At 50.7% G+C, this 16352-nt stretch carries 15 protein-coding genes; 4 read left to right on the top strand and 11 right to left on the bottom strand.

Annotated elements, in window-relative coordinates:
- Position 1: 1 nt before the first annotated feature.
- From KSF73_09855 to KSF73_09885, 7 genes are all read right to left on the bottom strand, one after another.
- Entirely contained in the window at positions 2 to 1708 is a 1707-nt protein-coding gene (locus tag KSF73_09855; protein MBV1776016.1) for a TraM recognition domain-containing protein, read from the bottom strand.
- A gap of 1 nt (position 1709) precedes the next feature.
- Positions 1710 to 1859 carry a hypothetical protein gene (locus tag KSF73_09860; GenBank protein MBV1776017.1) on the bottom strand — a complete coding sequence of 50 codons (150 nt, stop codon included), beginning with the start codon at positions 1857 to 1859 and terminating at the stop codon, positions 1710 to 1712.
- A 762-nt stretch (positions 1860 to 2621) separates the two neighbouring features.
- Positions 2622 to 3137: a hypothetical protein gene (locus tag KSF73_09865; protein MBV1776018.1), complete on the bottom strand. Its 516-nt coding sequence runs from the start codon at positions 3135 to 3137 to the stop codon at positions 2622 to 2624.
- A 314-nt stretch (positions 3138 to 3451) separates the two neighbouring features.
- Positions 3452 to 3667: a hypothetical protein gene (locus KSF73_09870; protein ID MBV1776019.1), complete on the bottom strand. Its 216-nt coding sequence runs from the start codon at positions 3665 to 3667 to the stop codon at positions 3452 to 3454.
- A gap of 90 nt (positions 3668 to 3757) precedes the next feature.
- Positions 3758 to 5998 carry an ankyrin repeat domain-containing protein gene (locus KSF73_09875; GenBank protein MBV1776020.1) on the bottom strand — a complete coding sequence of 747 codons (2241 nt, stop codon included), beginning with the start codon at positions 5996 to 5998 and terminating at the stop codon, positions 3758 to 3760.
- A 581-nt stretch (positions 5999 to 6579) separates the two neighbouring features.
- A complete protein-coding gene (locus KSF73_09880; protein ID MBV1776021.1) occupies positions 6580 to 7764 on the bottom strand; it encodes a helicase RepA family protein in 1185 nt (394 codons plus the stop codon).
- Positions 7757 to 8008, bottom strand: a complete 252-nt coding sequence (locus KSF73_09885) for an AlpA family phage regulatory protein (GenBank protein ID MBV1776022.1) — start codon at positions 8006 to 8008, stop codon at positions 7757 to 7759. The genes KSF73_09880 and KSF73_09885 overlap by 8 nt, the downstream gene beginning before the upstream one ends.
- Between KSF73_09885 and KSF73_09890 the strand changes: the two genes are divergently transcribed.
- Positions 7927 to 8736, top strand: a complete 810-nt coding sequence (locus tag KSF73_09890; protein ID MBV1776023.1) for a hypothetical protein — start codon at positions 7927 to 7929, stop codon at positions 8734 to 8736. The genes KSF73_09885 and KSF73_09890 overlap by 82 nt on opposite strands.
- Positions 8737 to 8811: 75 nt before the next feature.
- Here KSF73_09890 and KSF73_09895 read toward each other — a convergent pair whose 3' ends face one another.
- Entirely contained in the window at positions 8812 to 9102 is a 291-nt protein-coding gene (locus KSF73_09895) for a hypothetical protein (GenBank protein MBV1776024.1), read from the bottom strand.
- A gap of 318 nt (positions 9103 to 9420) precedes the next feature.
- Between KSF73_09895 and KSF73_09900 the strand changes: the two genes are divergently transcribed.
- The 3 genes from KSF73_09900 (at position 9421) to KSF73_09910 (ending at position 11211) form a co-directional block, all read left to right on the top strand.
- The gene (locus KSF73_09900; GenBank protein MBV1776025.1) at positions 9421 to 9966 is read left to right on the top strand and encodes a hypothetical protein; all 546 of its coding nucleotides are present in this window, start codon (positions 9421 to 9423) and stop codon (positions 9964 to 9966) included.
- A gap of 180 nt (positions 9967 to 10146) precedes the next feature.
- On the top strand, positions 10147 to 10809 hold the full coding sequence (locus KSF73_09905) for a hypothetical protein (protein ID MBV1776026.1): 663 nt from the start codon (positions 10147 to 10149) through the stop codon (positions 10807 to 10809).
- Between the two features lie 9 nt (positions 10810 to 10818).
- Positions 10819 to 11211: an MbcA/ParS/Xre antitoxin family protein gene (locus KSF73_09910; protein MBV1776027.1), complete on the top strand. Its 393-nt coding sequence runs from the start codon at positions 10819 to 10821 to the stop codon at positions 11209 to 11211.
- A 134-nt stretch (positions 11212 to 11345) separates the two neighbouring features.
- Here KSF73_09910 and KSF73_09915 read toward each other — a convergent pair whose 3' ends face one another.
- From KSF73_09915 to KSF73_09925, 3 genes are all read right to left on the bottom strand, one after another.
- Positions 11346 to 13355: a DUF2075 domain-containing protein gene (locus tag KSF73_09915; GenBank protein ID MBV1776028.1), complete on the bottom strand. Its 2010-nt coding sequence runs from the start codon at positions 13353 to 13355 to the stop codon at positions 11346 to 11348.
- Positions 13356 to 13630: 275 nt separating this feature from the next.
- Positions 13631 to 15511: a DUF2075 domain-containing protein gene (locus KSF73_09920; protein ID MBV1776029.1), complete on the bottom strand. Its 1881-nt coding sequence runs from the start codon at positions 15509 to 15511 to the stop codon at positions 13631 to 13633.
- Entirely contained in the window at positions 15512 to 15871 is a 360-nt protein-coding gene (locus tag KSF73_09925) for a nucleotide pyrophosphohydrolase (protein MBV1776030.1), read from the bottom strand.
- Positions 15872 to 16352: the final 481 nt, after the last annotated feature.

Raw genomic sequence — 16352 nt, forward strand, 5'->3', positions numbered from 1 at the left:
TTCACTGATCCTCCAGCGAGAAAAAGTCAGGAATCTTGCGCTGTCCGTTGATAGAACGAACTGTTAGATGCTCAGGTGATCCGCTCACATCTTGGTTGCCATTTGATGGCGCAAGTGTCGGTGAAATCGCGTGGCGGCTTTTTTGAACCTTAAGGGCACTGACAAAACATGCCTTGGCGATACCTTGCCCAAACAGCAGGCCCCAGCCGGACGGCAGGTTGGTGAGTTTGTTGGTGTCAAAAAGATAATGTTCTCCCTGTCGCACGGAACGTTCGCCATCGGAGGTTTCACCTAAGCCTGGATTGCGTTTGAGAGAAATGGTCGGATCATCGACGAGAATGGTCCCCGAACGCCGCGCCAACCATTCTGCTGTATCCGGATCTTCAACGCGGTAAACCAGTTTGCAGGGCGTGTTTTCGATAATGGTGGCTGCAACCATCTGCGGGTCGAGTCCAGCCGGGCAATCGCGCAAGTCCAGAAAACTTTGGTATGCGAGTATCACGCGCATGCCTTTGTCCCGTGATGCGGCCAGACCCTGGATGATGGGGCGGCTTAAGTGATATCTGGCTTCATCTGCGACCACGCACACGGTCTTGAGATCGCCCGCAAGCCGGTCCCTTGCAGACGCCAGTTGCTGGATTCGGACAAAAATCATCTGCTGCGCACGGCGAACAGATGGCAAGGTCATCGACCCCACCACGTAAATTGCCCCGCCATTTTGTATCATGTTTGCCAACGAAAATGCCGAGGTTGGTGCATTGATTGCATGCAGTCGCGCCAATTCACCCAGCTTGTCGATAAAACCCGGTGCCTCTTGAATCCAGTATTCGTCGGTTTCGAAGTGCTGATGCAATTCTGCAAGCGTGAGTTGCTGAGCAGCCGCCAACATCGCTGCAGCGCGTGCAGCTTTCCGATTTTTAGCGGCGTAGAAATCTGACGGCGCGCCAGTGTCACCGAGATCTAAGGCCGAAACGAAAAGCTCTTCAACTTCATCGGCCGATGCACCCTCAATTAAGTTGATTTGATACGGCGACCCCGGTAGCAGACGAAGAAAGTGATAATCAGCAACGTATCTGACGCAGGCCGCAAATACGGCATGCGGTGCCCATTCGTCATCTTTTGGATCGAGGTAAACCAGAAGTTCTTTTCTACCGATACTTTGTGTGCTCAGGCATTGAAGCTTGCGTCCTTTGCCCGAGCCCGTGGTGCCTACAACGCTGACATGAGGCAGTGGCCCTTTCCAGTAAATGGCTTTGCCTCTGACATCTAGGCCCATGAAAAAATCTGCGTTCGCTCCGCCGCGGTAATGCTCCCGTGGGTCAGACGGCTTGCGTGGTGGAGGCAAAGTTGCAGTGACGCTCCTGACATCGGTGCGACCACTGCGTACTGATTCGCTAGGGCGAGTGAAAAACACAAGCTTATGGCTAAGCCACGGGCTACAGAAGCGGTACCAAACTACCGCCAAACCCAAACCGACGGCACATGCAGCAACCCATATCCATGCGTCAATCTGATCGTAATTGTCGCCGAATTCCACAATGGCTAATCCAGCGATACCTGCACTGCTTGCATAGCAAAGGACTTCGCTTTTTAGGTACGCCTCACGGCAAAAGGTTTCAACTGCTGCGGGCGTGAACAGCCCGGCCATAATCCCTGACAATGGCAGCCAATTGCTGGGCAAATGCAAACTTGGGGAAATTGGTTGCATATCATTTCCCTTTGCCAAACAGCTTCTCGTGAAACGCATCACACTTGACCTCGATTTGGGCCAGCTTTGTGCGCGGATAGCACAGGTTGAGCAATACGACGTAATGCGAAAAAATGATCTGTTTGGGAATCCACAGAATGGCGTCCAACATAGCTGACCTCGGCGATACGGATTGGTGAGAGACGCTTCCATCCTATCCTCGAGACATTCAGTCATAAAGATAAAAATAACAATAACATTCTGATTTATAAAGATATTCGCATGAATTGGCCGTCCAGGAAAATCTAAATAAGTCCAACCAAGTCCGAAATTCAGAGTGAAGAAAATTAGCGCGGAGATGTGTGCTGTGTGTCTTTCCCGCAACCCGCACGCCGCCCACGGCGTCGGGTGAAGGGTAGGGGGCGCCGAAGCGGATGAGCCGGCAGCCAGCGAAGATGGCGTCGCCGAGCGAAAGTTGGCCCCAAGGCCAGCGCTCGCGCACGGGGGGCGAAGCCCACCCCCGCCGAAGACGCGCAGCGGCGCTCGGCTACCCGCCTTGAGGCATTGCCTAGAGGCAATGGACATCAACGAGGCGCATAAGCGCCAATGTTGATGGAGGTCGAGCGTCCAGCGAGATGCATGCGGCAGCATGCACTAGGCGCGAAGATCGCAGATCCAGCGGCGCAGCCCCGCAAGGCGGGTAGCCGAGCGCCGCAAGGCGCGGAAAAGGCGGGGGCGGTAGTTGAACCTGGATCTGCCCCAGCAGGTCAACCAGATCGCAGCAAAGCCGCGAGGCGTCTTGCGTCGCGATCAGCGTAGCGGTGGTGGCAGGTTCGTCCACGAGCTGCGCGCTCGTGGACCTGCTTGGTAACATGATCTCGCGACATGCATCTAACGAAAGCATATCGCGAGAGCTCTTGCGGTTTTAGCGAGGTCAAAATTCAACTGTACGCGGATGCCATCCAGCTTCAGCGAGCGATACGGCATCATGTGCGGTGACGACAAAGTGGTCGAGCAATCGGATTTCCACTAGGTCAAGTGCTGCATGTAAACGGTCGGTAATGCGATGATCTGCTGCGGATGGCGAGCAATCACCACTCGGATGGTTGTGCGCGCACACTACCGCGCCTGCATTCAGCTGCAGGGCACGACGGGCGACCTCACGCGGATGCACGCTCGCTTGAGCCAGCGAACCAAGAAACATTGTTTCGCAGGAAATCAACGCATGACGATGAGTCAGAAATGCGACGTGAAATTCTTCCCGCTCCCCCATGCCCAGCCTTAGCCGAAAGAACGCCCGAAAATCATCTGGTCGGTTAAAGACTTGGCTGTCCTTGCTGTAAGCTGCGCGCGCTTCTAAAACGGCCAAAGCAGCTGCAATCAGCGCATCGCCTTGCTCATCTGCTTGTGGGTGAGCCTCCGGGAGTTCGAGGGCAGCGCCCTCGTTCATATCAATTGCTGCTGGAAAATTGCATTTGCTGTCTTCATGATCTCGCCTTTCATGTCGTGGAACATCTGCTTGTCGGAGCCGCCTCAACGGGGCAACAGAACGGACAGCGAGACATGCAAGGGGGCGCCTGGAAGCCGCAGCGCAAAGGAGCGTAGCGAATGCGAACGGGTGAGGACGAAGCGAAGTGGCCCCTTGCGGGGCGAGAAGGCTGTGCGACACGTCGGTAAGAGGCGGACCGTCAAGCGGTGGTCATGAATCGAAAGTAAACGAGAAAGTGCCCTGAATACGACTAGTTTTAATGCTGAATCGAGGAATCACGGCGAAGTGCAAGCAATCTTCTGCTCCAAGCGTCGAATGTCACGGCGGATGTTCAAAAGACATCTATGGTCGCTTGGCGTTTTTGCAAATGTAACGAAACCAAACCCAGTGGGGTGGTGCAATTTTCCGTGGCGCCCCCGTTCGAAATGCCATCCAGCACGCAGCATTCCCTTGATGAGTTGGTTGATGTCTTTATTTTTGCTGTATTGCATGACTGATCCTCGATGGCTGTGTTGGAGCCTGAGGATCAGTTTTAGAGGGAGAATAGTCCCGACATGGAACAGAAGGTTTTTGCCAAAAACTTAGGGCGTAAGCGGGTCTCGGGCATGTTGTTTTTCCCGTTCAATCAGATAGGACACGATAGGATGCCTACCATGGTCGATTGCAACCCACAATGCATCAAAGCGTTCTAGGCTTTTGGGGCGCATCAAGGTCATATCTGGATCTCCATGATTTCCCCCTGGATGCTCAACGAGCATTCTGAAAACATCCAGATCCCCTGTTTGTGCAGCAAAAAGCGTTGGCGTCCATTCCGCCACATCATGTTCTTCAACACGGTAGCGCCTGTTAGCATCGGCCCCACCAATAAGCAGGGCCTGAATGACGGCCCGATGATCGGCTGCTGGACGAATGAAGTAATCGCGCACGCCCTCCCATAGTCTTCGGTTACGGTCGGATGCTTTCAGTTTACGCAGAAGGTCATGTCGGCAATGAGCAAGGTCGGCATCAAGCACGCCCCCCTTCTTGGCATCGTAAACATCTCCCCGAATTTTGCCTGCGAAAAATGCTCGCGACTGCGAGTAATCATTTCTGTGTAAACTGCCATGAAATAAGGACATCGCATAGCACAATGCGGAAGGACAGTAGTCACAAGGTGCTTCAACGTTGGCTCCAAGCTCAATCAAGCGAGCTACGGCGGGTGCATTGGCCATTTCAATGGCAATTTTCAGAGGCGTTTCACGCATGGTGGACGCGGGCCGGTTAACAGTTTCTGGTGTCAGATCCAATCCCAACAAATATTCCATGATGATCGTATCCTTGCGATCACAGGCGCGACGCATCGCGTAGGACAAAGGGCCTTCGCCAGATTCTGGGATGAAATCATTGGGGTTGCCACCAGCGGCAATCAATTGCTGTACTTCGCCCAGTGTTCCTTCAAAAATCGCCACCATGAGTGGTGTTCTTCTCGTGCGGCCTTCGGCATATTTAGTTTTCTGGTTTGGTTTTGCCAGATGTTGAGTACCAAGATGGAAGGCATAGTCCTGACCACGGTATTCCGTTGCCGGAGGAATTCGGTCCTTTGCCTTTTGCGGGTAAAACTTCTGCTCAAAGGCGAAAGCAATTCGCCGCGTTTCTTGATCATCTAGCGGACGCTTAGGGCCTCGATTCAAGCCTAGCATGAAGGTTTTGTCCCAATACGCATTGGCGGCATTCTTGTCGCCAACGCCAACTGCGTACAACAAGGCCTCATTCAGGATTGGATGCTGATTTTGTCCCACACACCACCAAGCACCATCCACTGCACTGGCATACAGTCGAAGTGCTGCTTCTCGTTTGCCGAGCAGTGCTTCACCTCTTGCCAAAAACCAATCGTGGACAGGCTGAAAGGAGGTCTTGAATTGCGCAGAGGATCGCCGAATCAGTTGCCGAAGTTGCTCTAGATTTTCTTGCAGCGCCAATGCATCGTGCGGTCGAATGTCGAAAAGTTGCTCAATCTCCTGAAGTAGCGGGATTAGCAGCGCCGCAGGAGGCCAATTATCAGGGTTCAGAGCAGCCCTATTCATAGTATCCACCGTCTGTGCGAGAGTCCATGGATGTTGCTTCCGAAAAACGTAGTCCCGTCGAACGCCCTCCCGGATTTCAAAGGAAATTGACTGTAGAGCGCATGCGACAAGTAGCCATCCCGTTAGAAAATGCAAATCGGACTCCGTCACTCCTGAACCGAGAATTGCCTTGACCTTCGGGGCATACGGCCAAACCAGCTTGCCAATTGGTTCGCCCGCTAGCCAACGTTCAATTGTTCTTGGGTCCGCATCAAGCTCATTGGCTAGTCGGATCAGCAGGGTTTGCTCTGCAATGCATGTCCGGCTGGCGGCTAATGCAAGCCAGCTCTTGAAAGGGCCATCCAGCCAGGCATCCACACTGCCGCCATTTCGGTGACGAACGACCAAACCCAAGAAGCCCGAAAGCATGGGCATGGCAAAGTATTGTTGAAAGAGTGTGCTACCTTGATTAAGTGGCAGAGGAGAGATATCAACGTGTTGAGCCAGGAATTGCAATGCTTCGCGTGTTTTAATCCACGTACCCTCAAAGAACTGAGCCCACTCATACCCACAATCTGCGGCAAGCGCCTTGGTACAGGCATCTTCAATGTCTCGCATTACATCAAAGGCGGAAGCTTGTCGGTCTCGGGCCTCCGCTGCCAGATCATCCAGATTTTTGTCTAAGCCACATTCAACAAGATAGCTACGGTACCCCCCGAATTTGATTACGGTTCTTAATGCTTGCCCAAGACGGGGAATTGCGGTTTCTTTTGTAGTCATGTTGATGAGAGCGGGAAACCCGCTCACTCCCTATTAGCGTTTGCTGCTCTTAGCCACCGTGCTCTGGGCTCGAGCGGCAAAGCTTCCCTTGGATACGGTCCCGCCATTAGACTTTGCTGTGGCACTTTGAATGCGTGCTGCGGCACCAGCGGTCATCGGGGTAGTAGATGTAGAACGCGTTGTCGATTTTGAAGACATTTTATTTCCTTTCGAGTTGATCGTGCCAAGTGACACAGCGCCATCTTGAGAGAATTCGCGCTGGGCTTCACGACATGATTCCGAAGGAAATTCCTAATTTTTTGAAATCACATGAACTGCGGAATTAAATAAGCTGACCCAAGTTGCTTGTTTCGCATATCAAGCCAGGACCGGATGCGGTTTTCAGTAGATTCCTAGCCTGAGTAAGACTCAGCGCCCCAAGTATAAGTCCAGCAAGTGGAAGAGCCACAACGCGTCACTATCCCCCCGAACGAACACGAACACCCCCTTTAGGGGGTGTTCGTGTTCGTTCGCGGCTACGGGGTCACAACCAATTCAAAACAAGTGACCTGTCAGGGAGAATATTGAGTCAGCTATCCAAGCTACGCTACGCCTCTTGAAAGAGCGCCTGAGATCCGCCACACATAGTCACCTTGAGCCGCTAGGATACCGGCGTGTACCAGTGCATCTTTCGCACGCCGGAATGCCATGCGCCGTGCGTCCCCAGTTGGCATTGCCATGAAAATAGCGGCTGCGTAGGTTTTTTCTCGCCAACTTTTCTCAAGTACGCCAAGAACAACCCCGCCATCTCGGCAATGAATATCGAAGACCTCGCGCAAATCAACACCTGACTCAACTTCAAGCTCAGCAAGAGTTTCCAATGCAATCATAGCCGCAGCACCAAGCGGCCCCTCCCGGCGGCACACGTTCGACTCAATCAATGGTGTGACCACGCATGATTCAATGGTTTGAATCCCATCCGTGTGTTGATATTGAATCGCCTTCAAAGCAAAGGAATGGGTAAGACCATCCTCTCCGTCTTTGCATTTGGCCAGCTTCCAGGTACGTGCTTCACGATCTCGAGAGAGTTCAATCACAACATCAAGTGCACCGCTCAGACTACTATGCCCGCGCAGTCCGGCAGCACTGTTTTTCCCTGCATGATGGATAAACAATACCAGGCCCCCCACTTCACGTTGAATCTTGCTGGCCGCTGCAATTGCGCGGCTCATGTCGACCCCGTTATTTTCATCCGCACCAGTCATTGCACGGTTCAATGTATCAAGTGCTACAACCGCCCCCTCCGCGCCATGTGCTTTCAGCGTTTCGATGAGTCGATCTGGATCATCGCCTGACAAGAGATTGAAAGAATCGGTGATGAAACGCAAATTACTTCCTGAAACCGCACCATGCTGGATACAGTATGCATTGAGGCGCTTTTGCAAACCGGCAACGCCTTCAAGCGCTACGTAAATAACTGGTGCTCGAACTGTTGGATAGGAAAACCAGGGCGCTCCATCGGCGACCGCAGCCAACAGGTCGAGTGTCAGAAAGCTTTTCCCCACGCCTGGCGGGCCAAAAATAGCTGCCAAACCAGTCTTGGGCAAAATGCCCTGCACAACCCATGCCAGAGATGGCATTTCCATCAAGTCGGTTGCTGTCATCAACTCAAAGTGACAATATTTTCGCCCCGTCATCCCCACTCCCGCCTCGTATTGATGATTGCGTGCCATGCGCTCAAGACGCTTGCCCAGCCAACGCCTGTATTCCATATCCTCGTTAGTCATTTGCAACTCCCTCATCCACCTGAAGTAGCGCGCGGATATCACTGACCCGCCATGCCGTGATGCGCGGCCCCAACTTCACAGATTGCGGATATCGCCCGCTCTTCACTCCTGCCCACCAGGTCGATTTCGACACAGGGATGGGCCCCCCCGGCCCAATGATCTGTGTTAAACGAACAAAACCTTCAGCGGGCAACTCTGCACGTTGTTTTCTCACATCAGCCTCCAAAAAAGGTAACAAACTCATTTTGGATGAATAATTTTTTGTTTAAAATCCACTGGTTAATTTCACGCAAAAATAAAAGGTCACAAATGGGACGTCCTACAATTGGGGAAGCAGGCACGTTTAGAAGAGCCTTGCTGCAAAATATTCTGAAGGAAATTAAACAGATTTCTGGCTTAACGATTGATGCACTGGCAGAGGCACTTGCCCTGCCATCCAGAAGCGGCGAAACCGTAAGCCCAGAGATGTTGCGCCAATATTTTTCCTGCCTGAAAAGCGTCAGCGAGCAAAAAATCTTTGCAGTCGTCAATGCAGCAGAAAAGTTGGGTTGGTCCGGCCCAGTGACCCGCGCCGTTAAGGGTAATTTTTTAGAAGAGATGATGATGGGGACGGGCTTTGGCGGTTACCACGCCCAAGACTTGAGTCGTAAACTTGAATCAATCGGCAACGACCCGCAGAAACTTACAAAACAAGGGTTAGCGCGCATAAAGGCGGGGGTCAATAAGCTATTAGAAGCTGGCTGGGCCGAGCAAGATGTGGCTTTCATGGCGATTGCCACACTTGAGAATTCGATTGACCCTTACGACCTTTCCGGAGGCGGGGGACTCTTGTCCAATCCGCCGCAGATGCCAATATATCGCCCAGGTATCGCTCCTGCACAATCGATTGGATTTGCGTGGCAGTCCTGTACCATGCGTGAAATGACTGAAATTTTTCGATCGCAAAGCCTAGCCAAAATCGCCCTTAGTTAGTTTGGCGCTTATGGCACATGCCATGGCAGCCACCTTCACCAGATCTGATCAAGCGGGACTCGGCAACCGAGAACTCTAAGACGTCCAGCTGTTGGACAGCTCTTCTGCCTGCTTGAGTACCTTCTCATACTTGACCCGATAGCCACCGAACACCCCCATACTTCGTCTGGTAAAAGCAGCATATGTTCTGACTCTCCCTGGAAAGCCTCGCGTCTGACCCATGTATAGAATGGGTGGCCATTTAGGCACATCCACGGCGATGGCGTAAATTCCACCCCTTTTAGGCACCGCGATTGAAGTCGACAAACGACCACTGCCGAGAACGAAATGTGCTTCAGCATCGACAGCCTCATGATAATCGAGCATCCCAGGATTGCACTGGAGTTGGATTCAGGTTGTTGATCTCAAAAGACTGGAAGTTTCCATTCATTCCAATGCGGTTTAGCAGAGCTAAAATGGTGTCGTGGTTTGGCATCGTGCAGCAAGCTCGGAGTCTGAATCCGAAGAGATGGGTTTGGATGCGGCGAATTCACTGGTCCCCTCATCAGTCCGAGAAGAAAGATGAATCTGAAGCCATGGAAGACTGGGTAGTTCTATGTCATAGGCTTGTACTGCATGAAAATCACTAGTTGATTGTTGACTGTGCTTGGTGAATATGGGAGAATTCCTGCGTACGAGATGGCTATGGAACTGGGTATGTTGATCACGCCGAAAACGATTTCCCTGAGTGACTTAACCGAAAACTTTGATGAAGTCGCCAAAGACCTTCCAAATGACTTTGATTGGCGGTATGTGACTGTTACACGCAAGGACAGTAATGGTCAGTCAAATGAATATGAGGTTCTGAGGATCGCTAAATGTAAACGTGATGACGTCCTGAGCCAATACTATCCAGTTACCTGGATGAGTATGAAGAAGAAGACTGCCGAGAAGTTGAGGTTAGTGACCTATCTTGGTGTCAGCTTGATAGTAAAAAATCGAATCAGTACGGTGCAAAACGTAATTATTGAACCACGAGAGGGTTCAATTAGAGTTATGGAACGCATCGTCAATGAAGATGGGGATGAGAAGTTGCTGCACTTCATCAAGAATGGCTTGCTGTTTAAGACCATTAATCAGAATCGTATGTCGATTGATGATCTTATCAATCAAGAAGCGGAAAAAATGCAGGCTTTGCTAGATACAGCTCAGGCTTCGCTAGATAAAATACGGGCTGTCACCAAATCCTGACGAACCAGTTTATCAATCTGGCAGTAATTTAATCTCATTATCATTTTCAATTTAATCGAATCTGGAAGTAATCTAGAGGCATAGTTGCGCCTTGAAAATTTAGATTGATTTGACACAAGTAGAATGAACCCAATCCCTTAACCTTAAAGGAGTGCTGCTGTGAAAGTATCTCGAGTTGACATGAATGAGTTTGCTCAGAACCCCTCTGCGTATTTTGATATGATTGACGACGATGAAGCAGGGATTATTATCACAAAGGAAGCGAAGGGTAAGAAATATGACTACGTGGAAATTCAGCCATTTGAAAAGAAATTCAGAGAAAGTAGCTACAATAGTATAGATATTGATAAGTTCTGTGACGAACCAAAACCCAATTTGACGTTGGTTGCTAATGGCTCGACGGATTGGGTAGTAAGGAGTGATGGAGTATGCAAGTATCTTATTTGCCAATCAGAAGAAATATCAATCTACATTAAAGAGGTTAAAAATTTTGATCCAGATAAATCACCAGTGGCACGGGAAAGACGCAAGAAAAATCAGGAAATTGAAGAGCTTTACGATCAAAATGAAGTTCTGGAAAAGGAATTGAAAAAGGCCCTGGAGCAGGCTGATATGGAGAAAAAAGAAAAGGAAAAAATTATCGAAAGGCTCAATCAAGAGATAATAAGTCGTAATGCTATCATTGATAAGAGTGAATGTGGCACTTTTCAAATTCCTGAACATTCAAATATACCAACAAGCAAGATTGAGGAGCGGCTTGGCAATTCTGCCAAGGTTAATAGAAAGGCAATTAGGAGGCGTTACTTTCTTTCTAGTTCAAAAAAGAAGCACAAAGCTAAATGAGGTCAATGCATGAAAGCTGATGAGCACTACTTACCGCACAACCCGGATGCCACGCATGGCAGGTTGGCAGCAATGATCATGACCTTGCTGGCGCTTTGGGACGTTCAGCAGTGTGATATCCCTTTGCTTCTTGGGCTGCAGGCCGACCAGAGCCAGTACCTAGAAATGCTGCAAAAAGGTACGGTAGATTCCTTACCGCCTGAATTGTACCAGCGGTTTTCAGAGCTTTTATGTTGTCACAGTTTACTCAAAACGCTTTTCCCGGGCAGGGCTGACCTTGCATATTCTTGGATGAGTCAGCCAAATCATGCATTTGGTGGTGAATCACCAATGGCAATAGTTATTCGGGATAAGACTGATGGATTGAATTTAGTTCGGAACTATCTTGAAGACCAATGTTAAAAAAGGCTGATCTAATGATCAGCCTTTTTTCTAGTGCACCATTCTATTTGCAATGAGTGAGTCAGCCAGACGTACTGTCGACTCAATCAATTGTTGGCTGACCTTTCCCCACAGCAAAGTAACCATCAACGGCTCTAACAAACTAGAGGGGTTTCGCTTGTCCGGTTTACGGGATGTGCAAGCCGCAGGCATTCCTTCAGATAGTCCCGGGTATCCGCGTCCGTTGAGTAGAAGAAGACCCCTTTGACGCCACGGGTAGCAAGAACCCAGTAGATATTTTTTAGAATTTCGGTCGGATCGGGATTATTCGCGCTCTTGAAGCCTTTTTTTAGCTTGGTATCATGCGAGTGTTGTAGCTGTCCACGCCAAGCCTGTTGCTGGCGATCCCATATCAGATCCGGCCCGATAATCACACCAACATAATCAAACTCAAGTCCCTGAGATGAGTAGATGCAGCCGACCTGCCTTGTCTGCGGGTCAGTAGCCCAAAGATAAAAGGGATGCTGATCGGCCGCCGGCTTGTCCTGTGGATTATCTTCCCATTGTTCTGGTGGCTTTTCATTCCAGGGTGCTGACCAAGTACCGATTGCCACATCGTGTGTCAGCGTGTGATGACCCGGATTGCTCTTGTTTCTCCCCGGGTCAGACCAAGGCCAGCAGAAACCGGCTAGCATCCTAGCGTCATGCCCGCATTGCCGCCGGCTTAGTACGAGCTCTTCCAGCGCTTCGGGGGTATCAACAATCCTAACTTCATATCCTTGCTCCGGATCCCGGTATCCCGGGCTTTCATCCGGATAGAAAACCTTCTCCAGCCAGTTGATATAGCGATTGCCACTGCAGCATCTGAACTGTTCGGTCAGCGACACTTTGATCAATCTGTGAGTGACCGTATTGTTACTCAACTCTTTGGCAAAGTTTTCCAGTTGCTGACCGCTACAAGATTCTGTCGGATGGATGATCTGGCGGTCATCAATAAAGAAGACGCAGGCTTTTGCGCTCTTCATGGCTGTTTTGAAGTTACCCGGTTTTTTGGTCCGATGGGCTTCGTCAAAGATCAGCGTGATGGCCTTGAGCTGGTCATCTTTGTAGTACTCTGGGAAAAAATAATTGATGACATTTTTCAAAGATCCACCTTGAGCATGCGCATTCTGGATCAGTGATTTTGAACCGACGGCATACAATGCGGTGACCGACTGCCTGATCAAATGACGGAGCAACGTGAGTGCCAGAACGCTTTTGCCCGTACCTACACCACCATCAACCACAATGTGATATTTGCTAACCTTGCCATTTGCCGATCGGCCTGGATGCCTGGCGTGCTCAAGGGCGCCAAGAATCATTTCCATGATGATGCTCTGGCTTTCAGCGAGGGGGAAGCTGAAGCGGTTATCCAGCAGATCCTGCAATTCAAAAAAAAGTTTATGACTGAACCTGACTTCAGGCTGGAGAAAGCGTTGTGGGTGAGCAGGTGATTGCAACTGTAGTTCACGGATCTCTTGCATCGCCGTGCGGTAGCTTTCTCCGCTTGCTCCCACAAGTGGCGCGATGAACATCGCCTCTGCGGCACTGGGATCATCGGATAGCACAGAATGCTCGATGGCGTGAAAATTGTGCAAAAAGGCAAATGCACGAACCAACGTTGGCTGATCCTGGCCAAGGTCCAGACAGGCTTCAATAGCAGTCTTGTATGCAGCGGCTTGTACGGATGGATGTTGGGACCGGTATTTTTCCTGCCGCTCCACCTTATCGTCGTCTTTATAAGCAGGATGGATCTCATAAAGATTGCTGAGTTTCTTCCTGGTGATACCGGCAGCACTCCACTGCTTCAGTTCGACAACAATAGCCACATCACGATTGCCATCATGACCAAGGATCAGGCAGTCCACGCGCTCCCGGGTAATGGGCAGCAGGTACTCCAATAGCACCACTACCTCGTCGTCCAATTCGGCCTGCTGCAGAAAATTAGCCAGTGCCGGCAACGAATGGCGCCAGGCACCCTCTTGGCCAAGCCCTGCTTCGAGGTCCATGTCCTTCTGTCTGTCGGCTAGTAAACGTACGGTGGCTTCGATCCGGTCCGGTCGTGTGGAGTCCACAAATTCACGGAAGGACTGGCATAACAAGGCGGATGAGGTGGTCATGGGCATGGTTGAAGGGTGATGTCTGGGCCAATATGGTGTTGATGAGTCAAGGTAAGACTGGACTTTATTACTATGCTAAGTGACAGGGAGGATGTCAGATGTGAACATCATCCGGGGCTGCTCTATTGCTGTAAAAAGTACGATTTCGTACCGAATAGTTTTTCCGTTTGATTCTGGAGTTTTTCCTGTGTCTGCGCATTTGGTCGGGAGCTCGGGCAGCAGGTGGGCCATCAGGAAACATCTCGTATGTCATGCTAACTCAGGCGCTGGCCAGTTACCGACTACTGCAGTTTACTGCGGAAGTAGTCGGCAGTTTCCTGATCAGTGCAATAAAGGTAGCAACCTTTGAGTCCACGCGTCATCAGGGTTCGATAGGTGTTTTTGATGATGCTGTCTGCCTTGGCCGTGGTTCCTGTCGGGTCTTTTTTGACCTGGGTTTTATATCCCCTGATAGTCTGATCCATTGATGAACGTTGGGTCGCATCAGTGATGACCTTACCATCCCTTACGATCAGGTCGGGCCCGATGATGACGCCGATATAGTCGACCTCCAGTCCTTGGCTGGTATGGATACAGCCAACCTGATCAATCGAGTCTGGGGCGATGATCCATACCATGCTGTTACTGGCCAGATTCCACTGGCGGCGGTAGTTCTCGCCGATCACGATATCCAACTGGCTGGTATCAGTTTTGCTGTTCCATGGCCAACAATAGCCAGCAACTACCCGTGCACGGTTCTTGCTGTTCTTTTTGACAATGGCAGCATGCATGGCTTCCGGTGTGTCAAAAACCTTGAATTGGTAGCCTTTGGTATCCAGATGGGTGTTAGCGGTTTCGCGGATGTCGAGGATATTGTCCAGCCATGCCATGTAGCCGTCTGATCCGCTGCAACGAAATTGCGATGTCAGTTCGAATTCATGGACTGTTGCGCCCTTGGCAGCGGCCCAATGCCGAATCTGTTCTTTGGAACCGATATCGCGGAAGGTAACCCGCTGATCCTCGTCGATGAAGAAAACCGTGCACTTGGCGGCATTGATCAACTCCTTCATCTGGTTCTCACCCTTGTTGTTGAACATGCCACTCTTTTCGGTGAGGCGGTGAGACTCATCAACCAGCAGCAGGTCGAATGTATTCTGTTCCATTTCATGGAACCCATCGGAACCGGCGAACAGGCTGTTGAAACGGGTCTGTTTCACTGTGCCGGTCAGCTTTGCCTTGTAGACATGGCGGGGTGCGGCATTTTTGGAAACATACTTGAGCGCCATGCCTGCCTGCAGCAGTTTGACCAGTAGGTTGATAGCAATGAGCGTTTTGCCTGTGCCAGGCCCACCTTCAACGATGATGACCTTGTGCTTGCCTGGCGCCGCTGCTTGGGCAATTTCCTTGATGCTTTCAAAGACCAGTTTCTGATCGTTGATTAGGGCAAATTCGCTGTTGCCCTTCATCAGCTTAGCCAGAGCATCAGCCAGGGCCTTGGATGCACCGATTTTGCTGGAGATCAGCTGTTGCAGCACCGCTTTGTCGTCACCCTTTTGGATATGCTTGCTCAGGAAGAGTTGCAGCTTTTCCAGCTCATTGATTCCGCGGCGGAAAACCGGCGCCAGCTCGATGTATTCCTTGAAGCGATCGTCGAGAATGGCTGTGTCAGCCTCGGGATAGTTGTGCAGATAGGCGCAAGGCCATATCCGTATATCCCCGGAGGCCACCGACTCATTGAATCCTTCAAACAACGTGGCGTAGGACCAAGCTTGGTAAGAAGGATGAAGGGCCTCATTGAGTCCGCCACCCAGCTGGGTTCGAATGATGGCATCCTTGGCAGTCAGTTCGATCGCCCCCCACTGCTTGAGCTCGATAATAATGGCTGTCCTCTGGCCATTGGAATCGAATCCCGTGAGAGTAAAGTCGATACGGCTCATCGATTGGGGGGCGAACAATTCGATACCGACGCCAGCATTTGATGGAAGACGATCGTCCCTAAGCACCTTGGCCATCTCTTGCAGGGAGTTCTTCCATGAGAGCTTTTCCTGACTGCTGACTCTTTTACCGGTAATGGCTAGGTATTGGGTCTCAATCAGGTCTTCGATGTACCTGTCCGAATCTTTCAGGAATTGCCGCTTGTCAGCCTGATAGATCAGGGTGTGCGTCGGGTTTGAAGTCTGCATTCAGATCTCGTTGTATTTCTTGCTGGAGGCGCGCGCTTTGTCGGCAGGGTATTTTTGAGCATTCAACTGCAGTTTCTGGCTGGCGGCCTCGTTCAGATCAACACCCAAAACGTCGGAAAGACGGACGAGGTAAAGTAGAACATCTGCCAGTTCTTCACGAACCTTTCCTGCAGTACTTGGATCACGACCTGCTTCTATCGATGCAGACTCGGTCATCCACTGGAAAATCTCAGTCAGCTCACCGACTTCGCCTGATAGGGCCATCACCAAGTTTTTCGGGGAATGGAATTGGTGCCAGTCGCGCTCTGTCGCGAAGTCATCCAAGGCAGCAGCCAGTCGGGCGGTTTCTACCAAGGGCATAGCGACGATATTTATGTTCTTGTTGGTCATTAAGTTAGTTCTCAGAATTGATCGACAAGGCTATTTTGCCTGCTGGCCATCATTTGAGTCTAAAGGTCAATCTCTGTCGGCGGCGCTGGAAATGCAAATCGCGTTCGCGCCATCGTCGCCAGTGAGACATAAGTGCAGCGCGTAGATCAGGTCGGGGTGGACATTGCTGCACGACCAGATTTACTGCTTCCTGCTTGAATTCAATTGAGAAAATTCTGTGGCTCATGAACACCTTCGAATGGATGGTGTTAAGTTAGCACCGATGTCGGTATCCGGGCTCATTACGTCTACTAAAGACGATAACATTCCAGAGGCAGGCATAGAGCGCATATTCAATCTTGGCGTAACCGATAGCTCTGAGTCAATCACGTTGATGCGGACTATTTGCTGCACGCATTGACGCGTTAGCGATGCGAGCAACCTTAGGTGTGGAAAATCTTTTAGAGGGGTT

This window comes from Burkholderiaceae bacterium DAT-1 (genome assembly GCA_019084025.1).
GTDB lineage: Bacteria > Pseudomonadota > Gammaproteobacteria > Burkholderiales > Chitinimonadaceae > DAT-1.

Excerpts from the sequence above, each read along its gene's own strand:
- KSF73_09855 (MBV1776016.1), bottom strand. The coding sequence starts at position 1,708 with ATGCAACCAATTTCCCCAAGTTTGCATTTGCCCAGCAATTGGCTGCCA.
- KSF73_09870 (MBV1776019.1), bottom strand. The coding sequence starts at position 3,667 with ATGCAATACAGCAAAAATAAAGACATCAACCAACTCATCAAGGGAATG.
- KSF73_09925 (MBV1776030.1), bottom strand. The coding sequence starts at position 15,871 with ATGCCCTTGGTAGAAACCGCCCGACTGGCTGCTGCCTTGGATGACTTC.
- KSF73_09905 (MBV1776026.1), top strand. The coding sequence starts at position 10,147 with ATGAATGAGTTTGCTCAGAACCCCTCTGCGTATTTTGATATGATTGAC.
- KSF73_09885 (MBV1776022.1), bottom strand. The coding sequence starts at position 8,008 with ATGAGTTTGTTACCTTTTTTGGAGGCTGATGTGAGAAAACAACGTGCA.
- KSF73_09860 (MBV1776017.1), bottom strand. The coding sequence starts at position 1,859 with ATGTTGGACGCCATTCTGTGGATTCCCAAACAGATCATTTTTTCGCAT.
- KSF73_09875 (MBV1776020.1), bottom strand. The coding sequence starts at position 5,998 with ATGACTACAAAAGAAACCGCAATTCCCCGTCTTGGGCAAGCATTAAGA.
- KSF73_09865 (MBV1776018.1), bottom strand. The coding sequence starts at position 3,137 with ATGAACGAGGGCGCTGCCCTCGAACTCCCGGAGGCTCACCCACAAGCA.
- KSF73_09910 (MBV1776027.1), top strand. The coding sequence starts at position 10,819 with ATGAAAGCTGATGAGCACTACTTACCGCACAACCCGGATGCCACGCAT.
- KSF73_09915 (MBV1776028.1), bottom strand. The coding sequence starts at position 13,355 with ATGCCCATGACCACCTCATCCGCCTTGTTATGCCAGTCCTTCCGTGAA.
- KSF73_09900 (MBV1776025.1), top strand. The coding sequence starts at position 9,421 with ATGGAACTGGGTATGTTGATCACGCCGAAAACGATTTCCCTGAGTGAC.
- KSF73_09895 (MBV1776024.1), bottom strand. The coding sequence starts at position 9,102 with ATGCTCGATTATCATGAGGCTGTCGATGCTGAAGCACATTTCGTTCTC.
- KSF73_09880 (MBV1776021.1), bottom strand. The coding sequence starts at position 7,764 with ATGACTAACGAGGATATGGAATACAGGCGTTGGCTGGGCAAGCGTCTT.
- KSF73_09920 (MBV1776029.1), bottom strand. The coding sequence starts at position 15,511 with ATGCAGACTTCAAACCCGACGCACACCCTGATCTATCAGGCTGACAAG.